At 71.2% G+C, this 13,378-nt stretch carries 15 protein-coding genes; 9 read left to right on the top strand and 6 right to left on the bottom strand.

The genetic code is table 11. The features are described 5' to 3' along the window. Positions 1–960 (bottom strand): amidohydrolase family protein (locus ABZ281_RS15480; protein ID WP_356655735.1); only part of this gene is annotated, 960 nt, incomplete at its 3' end. A 134-nt stretch (positions 961–1,094) separates the two neighbouring features. On the opposite strand from ABZ281_RS15480, the gene ABZ281_RS15475 reads away from it, so the two are divergent. The 6 genes from ABZ281_RS15475 to thpD all read left to right on the top strand — a co-directional run bounded on the left by ABZ281_RS15475 (position 1,095) and on the right by thpD (position 6,343). Then, positions 1,095–2,195 carry an aminotransferase class V-fold PLP-dependent enzyme gene (locus ABZ281_RS15475; RefSeq protein ID WP_356655733.1) on the top strand — a complete coding sequence of 367 codons (1,101 nt, stop codon included), beginning with the start codon at positions 1,095–1,097 and terminating at the stop codon, positions 2,193–2,195. A gap of 57 nt (positions 2,196–2,252) precedes the next feature. Then, positions 2,253–2,789 (top strand): DinB family protein, encoded by a 537-nt coding sequence (locus tag ABZ281_RS15470; protein WP_356655731.1) that lies wholly within the window; start codon positions 2,253–2,255, stop codon positions 2,787–2,789. A gap of 345 nt (positions 2,790–3,134) precedes the next feature. Then, the gene (gene ectA, locus ABZ281_RS15465) at positions 3,135–3,641 is read left to right on the top strand and encodes a diaminobutyrate acetyltransferase (protein ID WP_356655729.1); all 507 of its coding nucleotides are present in this window, start codon (positions 3,135–3,137) and stop codon (positions 3,639–3,641) included. A 76-nt stretch (positions 3,642–3,717) separates the two neighbouring features. After that, positions 3,718–4,989 (top strand): diaminobutyrate--2-oxoglutarate transaminase, encoded by a 1,272-nt coding sequence (gene ectB, locus ABZ281_RS15460; RefSeq protein WP_356655727.1) that lies wholly within the window; start codon positions 3,718–3,720, stop codon positions 4,987–4,989. Between the two features lie 39 nt (positions 4,990–5,028). After that, a complete protein-coding gene (locus ABZ281_RS15455) occupies positions 5,029–5,427 on the top strand; it encodes an ectoine synthase (RefSeq protein WP_003989364.1) in 399 nt (132 codons plus the stop codon). Between the two features lie 7 nt (positions 5,428–5,434). Then, positions 5,435–6,343, top strand: coding sequence for an ectoine hydroxylase (gene thpD / locus ABZ281_RS15450; protein ID WP_356655725.1), 909 nt, complete (start codon positions 5,435–5,437; stop codon positions 6,341–6,343). Between the two features lie 85 nt (positions 6,344–6,428). On the opposite strand, the gene ABZ281_RS15445 is transcribed toward thpD, so the two are convergent. From ABZ281_RS15445 to ABZ281_RS15425, 5 genes are all read right to left on the bottom strand, one after another. After that, on the bottom strand, positions 6,429–7,481 hold the full coding sequence (locus ABZ281_RS15445; protein ID WP_356655723.1) for an aminotransferase class V-fold PLP-dependent enzyme: 1,053 nt from the start codon (positions 7,479–7,481) through the stop codon (positions 6,429–6,431). A gap of 96 nt (positions 7,482–7,577) precedes the next feature. After that, positions 7,578–8,294, bottom strand: a complete 717-nt coding sequence (locus tag ABZ281_RS15440; protein WP_356655721.1) for a DsbA family oxidoreductase — start codon at positions 8,292–8,294, stop codon at positions 7,578–7,580. A gap of 73 nt (positions 8,295–8,367) precedes the next feature. Beyond that, complete coding sequence (locus ABZ281_RS15435; protein WP_356655719.1) at positions 8,368–8,862, bottom strand: GNAT family N-acetyltransferase; 495 nt, start codon at positions 8,860–8,862, stop codon at positions 8,368–8,370. Positions 8,863–8,908: 46 nt separating this feature from the next. Continuing rightward, positions 8,909–9,517 (bottom strand): DUF1349 domain-containing protein, encoded by a 609-nt coding sequence (locus tag ABZ281_RS15430; protein ID WP_356655717.1) that lies wholly within the window; start codon positions 9,515–9,517, stop codon positions 8,909–8,911. Between the two features lie 98 nt (positions 9,518–9,615). Further along, positions 9,616–11,145 (bottom strand): aldehyde dehydrogenase (NADP(+)), encoded by a 1,530-nt coding sequence (locus ABZ281_RS15425; RefSeq protein WP_356655715.1) that lies wholly within the window; start codon positions 11,143–11,145, stop codon positions 9,616–9,618. A gap of 132 nt (positions 11,146–11,277) precedes the next feature. Between ABZ281_RS15425 and ABZ281_RS15420 the strand changes: the two genes are divergently transcribed. From ABZ281_RS15420 to ABZ281_RS15410, 3 genes are all read left to right on the top strand, one after another. Beyond that, positions 11,278–12,051: an IclR family transcriptional regulator gene (locus ABZ281_RS15420; RefSeq protein WP_030852502.1), complete on the top strand. Its 774-nt coding sequence runs from the start codon at positions 11,278–11,280 to the stop codon at positions 12,049–12,051. 3 nt (positions 12,052–12,054) lie between these two features. Then, positions 12,055–12,528: a GNAT family N-acetyltransferase gene (locus ABZ281_RS15415; RefSeq protein ID WP_142164712.1), complete on the top strand. Its 474-nt coding sequence runs from the start codon at positions 12,055–12,057 to the stop codon at positions 12,526–12,528. A gap of 88 nt (positions 12,529–12,616) precedes the next feature. Further along, on the top strand, positions 12,617–13,378 hold a 762-nt coding region (locus tag ABZ281_RS15410; RefSeq protein ID WP_356655712.1), incomplete at its 3' end, for a hypothetical protein.

Raw genomic sequence — 13,378 nt, 5'->3', positions numbered from 1 at the left:
GGCGCGGGCCGTCCAGGTGCCCGCGGCGAGTGCCTCGACCGGCGGGATGCCGGCGGTGACGAGTTCGCCGACCTCGGCCGCGGCCAGGCCGTGGGCGAGGCCGCCGCCGGCGTCGGTGCCGACGAAGACGGGGATCCCGGCGTCGTAGGCGCCCCGGACGGTGTCGTAGCGGCGTTCGTGGAGCCGGCGCATATGGGCCGACCAGCGCGGGAACCGGGCCTCGCCGCCGTCGGCGAGCTGCGGGAAGGTGGCGATGTTGACCAGGGTCGGGACGATGGCCACGCCCCGCTCGGCGAACAGCGGGACGAGGTCCTCGGTCAGGCCCGTCGCGTGTTCGATGCAGTCGATGCCCGCCTCGACGAGGTCCCGCAGGGAGTCCTCGGAGAAGCAGTGCGCGGTCACGCGGGCGCCCAGGCGGTGGGCCTCGGCGATCGCCGCCTCGACGGCCTCGCGGGGCCAGCAGGCCGACAGGTCGCCGAGGTCGCGGTCGATCCAGTCGCCGACCAGCTTGACCCAGCCGTCGCCGCGCCGGGCCTCCTGGGCGACATAGGCGACCAGGTCCTCCGGCTCGATCTCCCAGGCGTAGTTGCGGATGTAGCGGCGGGTGCGGGCGATGTGCCGCCCGGCACGGATGATCTTCGGCAGGTCCTCGCGGTCGTCGATCCAGCGGGTGTCGGAGGGTGAGCCGGCGTCGCGGATGAGCAGCGTGCCCGCGTCCCGGTCGGTCAGGGCCTGCTTCTCGGCGACGTCCTCGGGGACCGGACCGTGCCGGTCGAGTCCGACGTGGCAGTGCGCGTCGACGAGGCCTGGCAGGGCCCAGCCGACGACCGTGCGGATGTCGCGGGCGCCGGCGGGACGGTCGTAGGAGATGCGGCCGTCGACCACCCACAGCTCGTCGCGGACGTCCTCGGGCCCGACGAGCACCCGTCCCTTCACGTGCAGCACCGTGCGATCGCTCATGCCCCGCACCTTAATGAGCCGCCCGCCGGGCCTCGAAGGGGGCCGGTGGGCGCGGGACGCGGCGCGCTGCGGGGTGAGGGCCGCCGGTTACCCTCGATGCGATCGAACCTGCTGTGAGTGAAGAGAGCTTTGCCGTGACGCATCCGTTTCTGGACCTGGCCCCGCTCGGCGCGGACCGCTTCGCCGCGATCGAGGACCGTGTGGCGCGGCTGCTGAGCACCGGGCAGGACGTGGTGATCATGCAGGGTGAGGCGCTGCTGCCGCTGGAGGGCGCGATCCGTGCAGCGGCCGGTCCGGGCACGACGGCGCTGAACGTCGTCACGGGGCCGTACGGGCAGACCTTCGGCGACTGGCTGCGGGACTGCGGTGCCACGGTGATCGACCTGGCGGTGCCCTTCCACACGGCGGTGACGGCCGAGGAGATCCGGCAGGCCTTCACCGAGCACCCGGAGATCGACTTCGTGTCGTTGGTGCACGCGGAGGCGGCGACCGGCAACACCAACCCGGTCGCGGAGATCGGCGAGGTCGTACGGGCGCACGGGGCGCTGTTCTACCTGGACGCGGTGGCGTCGATCGGGGCCGAGCCGGTGCTGCCGGACGCGTGGGGCGTGGACCTGTGCGTGATCGGGGCACAGAAGGCCATGGGCGGTCCGGCCGGGGTGTCGGCGGTGGCGGTGAGCGAGCGGGCCTGGGCGCGGATGGCGGCCAATGCGAAGGCGCCACGGCGGTCGTACCTGTCGCTCCTCGACTGGAAGGAGCGGTGGATCGACGGTGGCCGCAAGGCGCTGCTGCACGCGCCGGCGCAGTTGGAGATGCTGGCCCTCGAGGCCTGTGTGGAGCGGATCGAGGCGGCCGGTCTCGACGCCGTGATGGCCCGGCACGCGTCCGCCGCGGCAGCGACCCGGGCCGGGGCGGTCGCGCTCGGTGGCGGGCTGGAGCCGTACGTGTACGAGGCGCGGGACGCGGCGCCCGTCGCCACGACGCTGCGGGCGCCGTCCGCGGTGGTGGCGTCGGAGCTGGTCCGGCGGGCGCTGGAGGCGGATCCGGCGGTGCCGCTGGCCGCGGGCGGCGGTGCGCTGGCCAAGGAGATGATCCGGGTCAACCACTACGGCGCGGACGCGACGCCGGGGGCGGTGCGGGCGAGTCTGGCGGCGCTGGGCGCGGCGCTCTCCGAGCAGGGACTGCCGGTGGACGTGGAGACGGCGCTGCGGGCCGTCGAGGGGGCGTGGCGGTAGTCGTCGGCTCTCGTGAAGCGGGGCACCGGTGTCAGTGCCCCGTGCCATGCTCCCCGTATGACTGCCAACACACCTGCTGACAACCCTGCCCTGCCCGACGGCCGCCCCGTTCCCCGCCTCACGGGCGACGAGCGGGCCATGCTCGAGAGCTGGCTGGACTTCCACCGGGCCACGCTGGAGCTGAAGTGTGCCGGGCTGGACGACACGCAGGTGCGCGTCGCGGCGGCCGAGCCGTCGTCGCTGACCCTGCTCGGACTGGTGCAGCACCTCGCCGAGGTCGAGCGGAACTGGTTCCAGCGAGTGGCCGGCGGGCTCGCCGTACCGCCCGTGTTCGAGGACGCGACCGGCTACGCGCTGGACCCGGCGCGGGGGCTGGACGAGGCACTCGGGATCTGGCGGCGGGAGATCGCGCGGGGGCGGGAGCTGTGCGCCGGGCAGCCGCTGGACCACGTCGGGCGGGTCGCCGAAGGGCCGGTGCCCGGCATGGAGGTCAGCCTGCGCTGGGTCTTCATCCACATGATCGAGGAGTACGCACGGCACAACGGTCACGCCGATCTCCTGCGGGAACGTATCGACGGAGCGACCGGGGCCTGAATTCCACATGCTATCCGAGACATCTCACATGTAAGCTGACACACAATTCAGAAGTCGAATTCCCTCAAGAATAGCTTCCCGTCTTCTCCTGCCCGCTTTTTCCGGTCCTAAACGCACTAATTTTGAGGACCTGCCGCGAGGCAATTCCGACGGATCTCGTACGGGCCAGACGGGTGTGACACGTTACACATCGCGTCCGCTATGCCCGATATTACCGGGACAATATCAGGCATAGCGCCGTCTGTGTGCACGATGCCTCGCGCTCGCGCGATAACACAGGCGTGGCGCATATGTAACCCTCCTCGGCGATGCAATTTTGAATTTAGCTAGGTAAATTCATTCCGCATGACTGCCGTACAAGCAGATCCGCAAATCGACCGCCCCACGGTGGCTGACGGAGCCGCACTCTGGCGGATGGCGAATGACTCGAAGGTTCTCGACCTGAACTCGTCCTACAGCTATCTGCTGTGGTGCCGCGACTTCGCCGCCACCTCGGCCGTCGCCCGCGACGAGCAGGGCGAGCCGATGGGTTTCATCACCGGGTACGTGCGGCCGGACAGCCCACGCACTCTGCTGGTGTGGCAGGTGGCGGTGGACGAGGCCCACCGCGGGCGGGGACTGGCCGCCGCCCTGCTCGACGGCCTGGTCGCACGGACCGCGGCCGAGCTTGAGGTGACGACGGTGGAGACCACCATCACCCCCGGCAACACCGCCTCGGAGCGCCTGTTCACGTCGTTCGCCGAGCGCCACGGCGCCCGGCTGGAGCGCGAGGTGCTGTTCGACACGGGCCTGTTCCCCGACGGGCCGCACGACGCAGAGGTGCTGTACCGCATCGGCCCGCTGCCCCACTGACTTTCCCGACGTCGGCCTTCCTGACGTCCGGCCCGACTCCCGCAGACTTCCCCACGCTACCGAGGAGCGATTCTTCGTGACCATCACCCAGCCCGACCTCAGTGTCTTCGAGACCGTCGAGTCCGAGGTACGCAGCTACTGCCGCGGCTGGCCCACCGTCTTCGACCGTGCGGTGGGAAGCCGCATGTACGACGAGGACGGCCATGAGTACCTCGACTTCTTCGCCGGAGCCGGGTCACTGAACTACGGGCACAACAACCCGGTCCTGAAACGCGCGCTGATCGACTACCTGGAGCGGGACGGCGTCACGCACGGGCTCGACATGTCGACCACCGCCAAGCGCACGTTCCTGGAGGCCTTCCAGAACCTGCTGCTGCGCCCGCGCGACCTGCCGTACAAGGTCATGTTCCCGGGCCCGACCGGCACCAACGCCGTGGAGGCCGCGCTGAAGCTGGCGCGCAAGGTGAAGGGGCGCGAGTCGATCGTGTCGTTCACCAACGCCTTCCACGGCATGTCGCTGGGCTCGCTGGCCGTCACCGGCAACGCCTTCAAGCGCGCCGGCGCCGGTATCCCGCTGGTGCACGGCACCCCGATGCCGTTCGACAACTACTTCGACGGCACGGTCGAGGACTTCCTGTGGTTCGAGCGGCTGCTGGAGGACCAGGGCTCCGGCCTCAACAAGCCGGCCGCCGTGATCGTCGAGACCGTGCAGGGCGAGGGCGGCATCAACGTGGCCCGGCCCGAGTGGCTGCGCGCCCTGTCCGAGCTGTGCGAGCGGCAGGACATGCTGCTGATCGTCGACGACATCCAGATGGGCTGCGGCCGTACCGGCGCCTTCTTCTCCTTCGAGGAGGCGGGCATCACGCCGGACATCGTCACCGTGTCCAAGTCGATCAGCGGTTACGGCATGCCCATGTCGCTGTGCCTGTTCAAGCCCGAGCTCGACGTCTGGGAGCCCGGCGAGCACAACGGCACCTTCCGCGGCAACAACCCCGCGTTCGTCACGGCCACCGCGGCCCTGGAGACGTACTGGGCCGACGGTTCCGCGATGGAGAAGCAGACCCGCAAGCGCGGCGAGCAGGTCGAGCAGGCCATGATCTCCATCACCGAGGAGAACCTGGCCGACGTGAAGGAGTACCGGGGCCGCGGACTGGTGTGGGGCCTGGAGTTCCACGACAAGGCCCGCGCCGGAAAGGTCGCCCAACGCGCCTTCGAGCTCGGACTGCTCATCGAGACGTCCGGCCCGGAGAGCGAGGTCGTGAAGCTGCTTCCGGCCCTCACCATCACGCCGGAGGAACTGGACCAGGGCCTGAGCATGCTGGCCCGCGCCGTCCGAGAGACCGCCTGACCAACAGAGCATCACTCATCTAGGAGGCATCGCAGCACCGTGATTGTCCGTTCGTTCAAGGAGATCGAAGGTACCGACCGGCACGTGAAGGCGGCGTCCGGTACGTGGGAGAGCAAACGCATCGTCCTCGCCAAGGAGAAGGTCGGCTTCTCCCTGCACGAGACGGTCCTCTACGCGGGTACGGAGACGTCGATGTGGTACGCGAACCACATCGAGGCCGTCGTCTGCACGGAGGGCGAGGCCGAGCTGACCGACCACGAGACCGGGCTGACGCACACCATCACGCCCGGCACCATGTACCTCCTGGACGGGCACGAGAGGCACACGCTGCGGGTCAAGCAGGACTTCCGCTGCCTCTGCGTGTTCAACCCGCCCGTGACCGGACGGGAGGACCACGACGAGAACGGCGTCTACCCGCTGCTCACCGAGGAGGTGTGACGTTTCCATGACCGCCACCACCGACACCACCACCGGTATCCCCGACCTCTACCCCAGTCGCGGTGCCGCCGAGGCACTGACCCCGCGCCAGGACCCGGTCGTCTGGGGCGCACCCGACGCCCCGGGGCCGGTCGCCCCGGCCGACCTGTTGTCCTTCGAGCGCGACGGCTTCCTGGCCATCGACGAGCTCATCAACGAGGACGAGGTAGCGGTCTACCGCAACGAGCTGAACCGGCTGGTGCACGACCCGGACATGCGGGCCGACGAGCGGTCGATCGTCGAGCCGCAGTCCAAGGAGATCCGCACGGTCTTCGAGGTGCACAAGATCAGCGAGGTGTTCGCCCGGCTGGTCCGCGACGAGCGGGTCGTCGGACGGGCGCGGCAGATCCTCGGCTCGGACGTGTACGTCCACCAGTCCCGGATCAACGTCAAGCCGGGGTTCGGCGCCAGTGGTTTCTACTGGCACTCGGACTTCGAGACGTGGCACGCCGAGGACGGGCTGCCGCGGATGCGCACGGTGTCGGTCTCGATCGCGCTGACCGAGAACTTCGACACCAACGGCGGACTCATGATCATGCCGGGGTCGCACAAGACGTTCCTCGGGTGTGCGGGTGAGACGCCGAAGGACAACTACAAGAAGTCGCTGCAGATGCAGGACGCGGGCACGCCGTCCGACGAGGCGCTGACCCAGATGGCCACGCAGCACGGCATCAAGTTGTTCACGGGCAAGGCCGGATCGGCGACCTGGTTCGACTGCAACGCCATGCACGGTTCCGGCGACAACATCACGCCGTTCCCGCGCAGCAACGTGTTCATCGTGTTCAACAGTGTGGAGAACACGGCGGTGGAACCCTTCGCGGCGCCGGTGCGGCGGCCGGAGTTCATTGGCGCGCGGGACTTCACGCCCGTGCGGTGACCGCCGGTCAGCGGTGAGACGACCGCGTGACACAGCTGCCGGGTGGGGCCTCCTCGTGTGGGACGGGAGGCTCCACCCGGTTCTGTCATGCCGCGAGGACCTCCAGCAGCCGGTCCACGTCCGCGGTCGTGTTGTAGAGGTGGAACGCGGCCCGCAGGTTCCCGGCCCGGTCGGAGACCTCGATTCCCGCCCGGCTCAGCTCGCCCTGCCGGTGGCCGAGCCCCGGCACCGACACGATCGCCGAGCCCGGCGCGGGCACCGGCTCGTGGCCCAGCCCGGCGAGTCCGGCACGGAAGCGGTCCGCGAGGCCGACGTCGTGGGCATGCACGACGTCGACGCCGATCTTCTCCAGCAGCTCCAGCGAGACACGCAGCCCGGCGTAGGTGAAGAGGGCCGGACTGACGTCGAACCGCCGTGCGGAATGGGCGAGTTCCTCCACGGGGCCGTAGCAGCTGTCCCAGGGCCGTTCCCCGGCGACCCAGCCCGCGAGCAGCGGCGTGAGCCCGCCGAAGTCCCGCGGTGCGACGAAGAACGAGGCCCCGTGCGGGCCCAGCAGCCACTTGAATCCGACGGCGGCGAGGAAGTCGTCCGCGTCGGCCTCCATCGGCAGCCAGCCGGCCGACTGCGAGGCGTCGACGTAGGTACGGGCGCCGTGGGCCCGGGCCGCGGCGCGCACGGCCGACAGGTCGGCGAGGCGGCCGTCGGCGGACTGGGCGGCGCTGACCGCGACCAGCGCGGTGTCCGGGCGGACGGACTCGGCGAGCCGCTCCAGGGGCACGGCGCGCACCTTGAGGTCGCCGCGCGCGTGGAACGGGTTCACCAGCGAGGAGAAGTCGCCCTCCGCCGTGAGGACTTCGGCACCGGCGGGCAGCGAGGCGGCGATCAGCCCGCCGTATTCGGCGACCGAGGCCCCGGTCGCGACGCGCTCGGCCGGAACGCCGGCCAGCCGGGCGAAGGATGCGCGGGCCGCCTCCACATCCTCGTACAGGGGCCCCAGGGGCGTGCCCTCGGCACGCATCCGCACCGCCGCCTGCACGGCGTCGACGGTCCGGGCGGGCAGGAGCCCGTTGCTCGCGGTGTTGAGGTAGGTGTGCTTCGGGGTGAACTCGGCACGGACGAGGTTCTCGAAGGTCTCCATGGGACCACTCTGCGTCTCCGGGATCTCCCCGTCCATTGCCGATTTATGCGTGATGCCGCTAAGGAGCGCTTATGGGTGCGCTCCGACCTGGGCGTTTCAGTGCTGGGGCACGGCGCAGCCGTCCGGGCCGCAGGCGTCCGCGCCGTCGCCGCTGTCGACGACCTTCAGGGGCGAGGGCTCTCCGTACGCCTGGGTGAGGGCCCGGGCGAAGACCTCGGCGGGCTGGGCGCCGGAGACGCCGTATTTGCGGTCGAGGACGAAGAACGGCACGCCGTTCGCCCCGAGCTGTGCGGCCTCGCGCTCGTCGGCGCGGACCTCGTCGGCGTACGCGTCCGGGTCGGCGAGCACCGCGCGCACGGCCTCCGTTGCGAGACCGGCGGCCGAGGCGAGCTCCACCAGCCGCTCGTCGTCGTTGAAGACCGACCGCTCCTCGGCGAAGTTGGCCCGGTAGAGCAGGTCGAGCAGCTGCTCCTGGCGGCCCTGATCCTTGGCGAAGTGCAGCAGGCGGTGCATGTCGAAGGTGCTGCCGTGGTCGCGGCCCCGGGTGCGGTAGTCGAGGCCCTCCGCCGAGGCCTGGGCGCCGAGGTTGTCCTCCCCGGCCTCGGCTTGCACGGCGCTCATCCCGTACTTCTTGGTGAGCATCGTGATCACGGGCTGGATGTCGTCCTTGGCGCGGCCGGGGTCCAGCTCGAAGGAGCGGTGCACGACCTCGACCTCGTCGCGGTACGGGAAGTCCCGCAGCGCCTTGTCGAAGCGGGCCTTGCCCACGTAGCACCAGGGGCAGGCGATGTCGCTCCAGATCTCGACGCGCATTCTCGGCTCTCTCCAGGTCGTACGGGTACGGAGACTCCCTCCGCCAAGTGGATGAACGTTCAAGCAGCGGGCTTCATTCCCCGGGGACGGCGAACCGCATCCGCAGGTGGTGGTCGCCGGGCCCGGGCGGTTCCGGGGCCCAGCCCTGCCGCCGGTAGAACCCCTGCGCCCGCTGGTTGCCGACGTGCACGTCGAGGACGGCCGTACGCCTTCCGTCGGCCCGCCACTCCTGCACACAGGCCGCGTGCAGGGCGGTGCCGACGCCGGCGCGCCAGTGGTCGGGATCGACGTGGAACTGGAACAGCTTCACCGCGTCCGCCGGGGCGCCCTCCGGGGGACGGAACGAGGCCAGGCCGATGATGTGCCCCGCCTCGACGGCGCCCAGCACACGGCCGTCCGGCCGTGCGAGGGCGCTGCGCCAGGCGGCGGTCCAGTCGGTGCCGTCCTGCGGCACCCCGCCCGGGTAGTACGTCGCCCGGGCCCGCGCGTGCAGCGTGACGACGTCCGCCACCTCGGCGGGCAGGACGGTACGGATCACACGGCCGGGAACCACTCTGTCACTGATCATGGAACAGAGGACGGGACCAGGCCGGGACTCGGTTCCCGGCCGGTCCTCAGCTGCCGTCGCGCAGATCGTCCGGCCAGCTCGGCCTGAACTCGACGTGGTCGTACGTCACCACGCAGCCCTCCCCCATCGGGGACTGGGCCATGAAGCCGACCAGGGCCGCGCCGGTCTCCTTCTCGTCGCCGAGGGTGAACAGGCGGACGAAGGTCCAGCGTTCGCCGTCGCGGGAGGCGTGGAAGGCGAAGGCGCGGCCGGTGCGGCTGACCCGGAGCCAGACGGAACTGCCTTCCACGGTGGAGGAGTTGGCGTCGTCGGAGTGCCCCCGGGTGACCACCGTGCAGACGGTGGGGACGTCCGGGGAGTACTCCAGGCAGAGCTTCGCCCAGGCCCGCTCCCCCACGTGGACGTAGAGCACCCCGGCGTCGAAGGCCGCACCGAACCCGACGGTGACCTTGGCGATCAGCTGGAAGTCGCCCTCCGGCGCCCCGAGCAGCCGGGGCGCGTCGGAAGCGGGGTCCAGCCCCTCACCGGTGGGCGGCACGAACCGGTCCTGCCGCGCCCCGGCCCACCCCGTGAGCACGCCGTCCTCATAGGACCAATGGGCTTCGGGGCCATATGTGCGCAGGGGGAACGGAAGTTCGGAAATCTCGAGATCCATTCGACCGAGTCTCCCAGGTCCAACCTCGAGGGGCGCGGGGAACTACGCGATCAACCACAACGAACCGGCAGCCCGCAATTCACCGCGCTCCCACGGCGCTAACGCTCCAAACGTCCGTTGAACCGCCGCGGCAGCCCCAACGGGTTCTCGTCCCGCAACTCCGCGGGAAGCAACGCAGACGGCGCGTTCTGATAAGCAACAGGCCGCATCCACCGCTCGATCGCCGTGCCGCCCACCGACGTGGACGTCGACGTCGTGGCCGGGTACGGCCCACCGTGGTGCTGAGCCGGCGCGACGGCGACACCCGTGGGCCAGCCGTTGACCAACACGCGCCCCGCCAGCGGCGTCAGCTCGGCGAGAATCTCGGCGCCGCGGCCCTGGCCGGCGGCCTCCTCCTCGGACAGCTGCACCGTTGCCGTGAGGTTCCCCGGCAGGCGCGACAGCACCGCCTTCACCTCGGTCTCGTCCTCGTAGCGGGCCACCACGGTGACCGGCCCGAAGCACTCCTCCAGGAGCAGGTCGTGCTCGCCCTCGGCGGCCAGCCTGCTCGCCGGGACGGTGAGGAAGCCCGCGCTGACGGTGTGCTCGCCGCCCGCGCCGGGCGTGACCGGGGAGTCGACGTCGGGCAGCCCGGCCCGCTCGGCGACGCCGGCCACGAAGTTGTCGCGCATGCGGTGGTCGAGCAGGACCCCGGCGTCGGTGTCGCTGACGGCGTCCGTCAGGGACTTCAGCAGGGCGTCGCCCGCGGCACCGGCCGGCGCGAGTACGAGGCCCGGCTTCACACAGAACTGGCCGACGCCCAGCGTCATCGAACCGGCGAGTCCGGCACCGATCGCATCGGCCCGCTCCGCCGCCGCGGCCTCGGTGACGACGACCGGGTTCAGGGAGCCCAGCTCGCCGTGGAAGGGGATCGGGACCGGCCGGGCCGCCGCCGCGTCGAAGAGGGCACGGCCACCGCGCACGGAGCCGGTGAAACCGGCCGCCGCGACCAGCGGGTGCTTGATCAGCTCGACACCCGCCTCGAAGCCGTGGACCAGGCCGACGACGCCCTCGGGGATGTCGTGCCGGGCGGCGGCGCGGCGCAGCACCTTGGCGACGTACTCGGACAGGGCCGGGTGGTCCGGGTGGGACTTGACGACGACGGGGCAGCCGGCCGCGAGGGCGCTCGCGGTGTCGCCGCCCGCGACCGAGAAGGCGAAGGGGAAGTTCGACGCCGAGTAGACGGCGACGACGCCCAGCGCCACCTTGTAGCGGCGCAGGTCCGGGATCGGCGGGGTCGCGGTGTCGTCGGGGTGGTTGATGACGACGTCGAGGAAGGCTCCCTCGTCGACGATGTCCGCGAAGGCGCGCAGCTGGTAGCTGGTGCGGGCGAGCTCGCCGGTCAGCCGGACCGGGCCGAGCGCGGTCTCGGCGTCGGCGGTCTCGACGAGACCGTCCTTGGCCGCCTGCAGCTCGTCGGCGGCGGTGCGCAGGAAGGCCGCGCGGACCGTGCGGTCGGCGAGGGCGCCGCGTGCCTCGTGCGCGGCGCGGACGGCGGCGTCCACCTCCTGGGCTGTGGCCTCCACCGCAACCTGTTCACGCTGCTTCCCGGTTCGGGGGTCGACACTCCAGACTGGTGCTGCTGCCACCGCGGGTCCCTCCACACATGTATTGCCGCAGTACTGGGTCATCCACCAGGGGCGTTCGATATACTGAACGCTGTCTCCGATGATGAATATGCTGTGGAGACTATTTCCCGTCCAACGAAGGGGTCAAGGGCGATGTCGGCTGGCGAGACGGGCGGCGGGGCACAGGTCAAGTCCGCGGTACGAACGGTTGAACTGCTCGAATACTTCGCCGGACGCCCCGGCATGCACTCCCTCGCGGCGGTCCAGGAGGCCGTCGGGTATCCCAAGTCCAGCCTCTACATGCTGCTGCGCACCCTGGTCGAGCTGGGCTGGGTGGAGACGGACGCGACGGGCACGCGGTACGGCATCGGTGTGCGGGCCCTGCTGGTCGGCACGTCGTACATCGACGGTGACGAGGTCGTCGCGGCGGCCCGCCCGACGCTGGACCGGCTCTCGGACGACACGACCGAGACGATCCACCTCGCCCGCCTCGACGGCACGAACGTGGTCTACCTGGCCACCCGCCAGTCCCAGCACTACCTGCGCCCCTTCACCCGGGTCGGCCGCCGGCTGCCCGCGCACTCCACGTCCCTCGGCAAGGCGCTGCTGAGCACGTACTCGGACGAGCAGGTGCGCAAGATGCTCCCGGAGACGCTGCCCGCGCTGACCGAGCACACGATCACCGACCGGGAGAAGCTCATCGAGGAGCTGCGCCAGGTGCGGGACCAGGGCTTCGCGGTGGACCGCGAGGAGAACACGCTGGGGCTGCGCTGCTTCGGCGTCGCGATCCCGTACCGCACCCCGGCGCGGGACGCGATCAGCTGCTCGGTGCCGGTGGCGCGGCTGACCCCGGCGCACGAACAGCTGGTCAAGGACGCCCTGTTCGACGCGCGGGACCGGCTGACACTGGCCACCCGTAGGCTCTGAGGCATGAACGTCGAGCTGCGCCAGGTCCACGACAGCGATCTGCCGGTCTTCTTCCGGCAGATGAACGACCCCGAGTCCCTGAGCATGGCGGCCTTCACCCCGGAGGATCCGGCCGACCGGGCCGCCTTCGACACCCGCTGGTCCCGGATGCGCTCCTCGCCCGACGTCGTCGTCCGTACGGTCCTGGCCGACGGTGACGTGGTCGGCAGCGCGGGGGTGTACGGGGTGCCGGGTGAGCGCGAGGTGACGTACTGGGTCGACCGCGCGTACTGGGGCAAGGGCATCGCCACGCAGGCGCTGCGGGCGCTGCTCGCCGAGGTGCCCGAGCGCCCGCTGTACGCGCGGGCGGCGTCGGACAACGCGGGGTCGCTGCGCGTGCTGGAGAAGTGCGGGTTCCGGGTGACGGCGGCGGCCCGCGGGTACGCCCCGGCCCGGGGCGCCGAGATCGACGAGGCGGTGCTCATCCTGGAGGGGTGAGGCGCGAAGGGCCTCTCCCCCGCCCGGCGGAGGCGGATCGTCGCCGGGCAGAAGGTGCCGGTGGCCCGCCGCGCGGGAGCCTGATCGCATGACGCAGTCGCTCGCTCCCACCGCCGGTCCCGGCCGCACCCGGCGGATCCTCCGTACCGTCGCCGTCGTCTCCTGTGTCCCGTACCTTGCCCTCAAGGCCGCCTGGGTCGCCGGGAGTCACGTCGGGATCCCCAAGGGCAGCTCGCTGCTCGACGACCGTCTCACCATGGCCGTGATCAACGGCCTGTCGATGCTGCTGGACAGCGCGGTGATCGTGCTGGCGCTGGTGCTGACCCGGCCGTGGGGGCTGCGGGTGCCCGCGTGGCTGCTCGCGTTCCCCGTGTGGGTCGCGACCGGGCTGCTCGCGCCCGTCATGGCCGGGTTCCCGGCGCAGCTGATGGTGAGGGCGTTCGGCGGAGGCGGTGCCTCGTCGGCGGGCCGGGAGGCCTTCCCGGACGAGTGGGTGTTCGCCGTCGTGTACACGGGGTTCATCGCCCAGGGGCTCGCCCTCGGCGGCCTCTTCGTGCTCTACGCGCGCGGCCGCTGGGGGCACGTGTGGCGCGGGCGGGTGTGGGACCTGCCCGTCGGTGCGCTCGGACCGGCCCACCGGGCCCTCGCCGTGGCCGCCGCCGTGCTCGCCCTGCCGCCGCTCACCCTCCACGCCCTCTGGGCCTGCGGCGTCTCGGCCGGGCTCAGCGAGGGCCGGGCAGCGGACCGGGGCGGAGAGTTCCACGTTCCCCCGTTACTGGCGGACGCGCAGATGCCGGGTGAGCGGTGCAGGTTCCTGCCGCACGACGCGATCGCCTCCATCCTGCTCCTG

It is taken from the genome of Streptomyces sp. NPDC006265 (assembly GCF_040613555.1).
GTDB lineage: Bacteria > Actinomycetota > Actinomycetes > Streptomycetales > Streptomycetaceae > Streptomyces.
The sequence above is the reverse complement of the archived record's forward strand: the minus strand, read 5'-3'. Positions and strand labels throughout refer to the sequence as shown.

Excerpts from the sequence above, each read along its gene's own strand:
- ABZ281_RS15470 (WP_356655731.1), top strand. The coding sequence starts at position 2,253 with ATGACTGCCAACACACCTGCTGACAACCCTGCCCTGCCCGACGGCCGC.
- ectA (WP_356655729.1), top strand. The coding sequence starts at position 3,135 with ATGACTGCCGTACAAGCAGATCCGCAAATCGACCGCCCCACGGTGGCT.
- thpD (WP_356655725.1), top strand. The coding sequence starts at position 5,435 with ATGACCGCCACCACCGACACCACCACCGGTATCCCCGACCTCTACCCC.
- ABZ281_RS15445 (WP_356655723.1), bottom strand. The coding sequence starts at position 7,481 with ATGGAGACCTTCGAGAACCTCGTCCGTGCCGAGTTCACCCCGAAGCAC.
- ABZ281_RS15440 (WP_356655721.1), bottom strand. The coding sequence starts at position 8,294 with ATGCGCGTCGAGATCTGGAGCGACATCGCCTGCCCCTGGTGCTACGTG.
- ABZ281_RS15435 (WP_356655719.1), bottom strand. The coding sequence starts at position 8,862 with ATGATCAGTGACAGAGTGGTTCCCGGCCGTGTGATCCGTACCGTCCTG.
- ABZ281_RS15430 (WP_356655717.1), bottom strand. The coding sequence starts at position 9,517 with ATGGATCTCGAGATTTCCGAACTTCCGTTCCCCCTGCGCACATATGGC.
- ABZ281_RS15420 (WP_030852502.1), top strand. The coding sequence starts at position 11,278 with ATGTCGGCTGGCGAGACGGGCGGCGGGGCACAGGTCAAGTCCGCGGTA.
- ABZ281_RS15415 (WP_142164712.1), top strand. The coding sequence starts at position 12,055 with ATGAACGTCGAGCTGCGCCAGGTCCACGACAGCGATCTGCCGGTCTTC.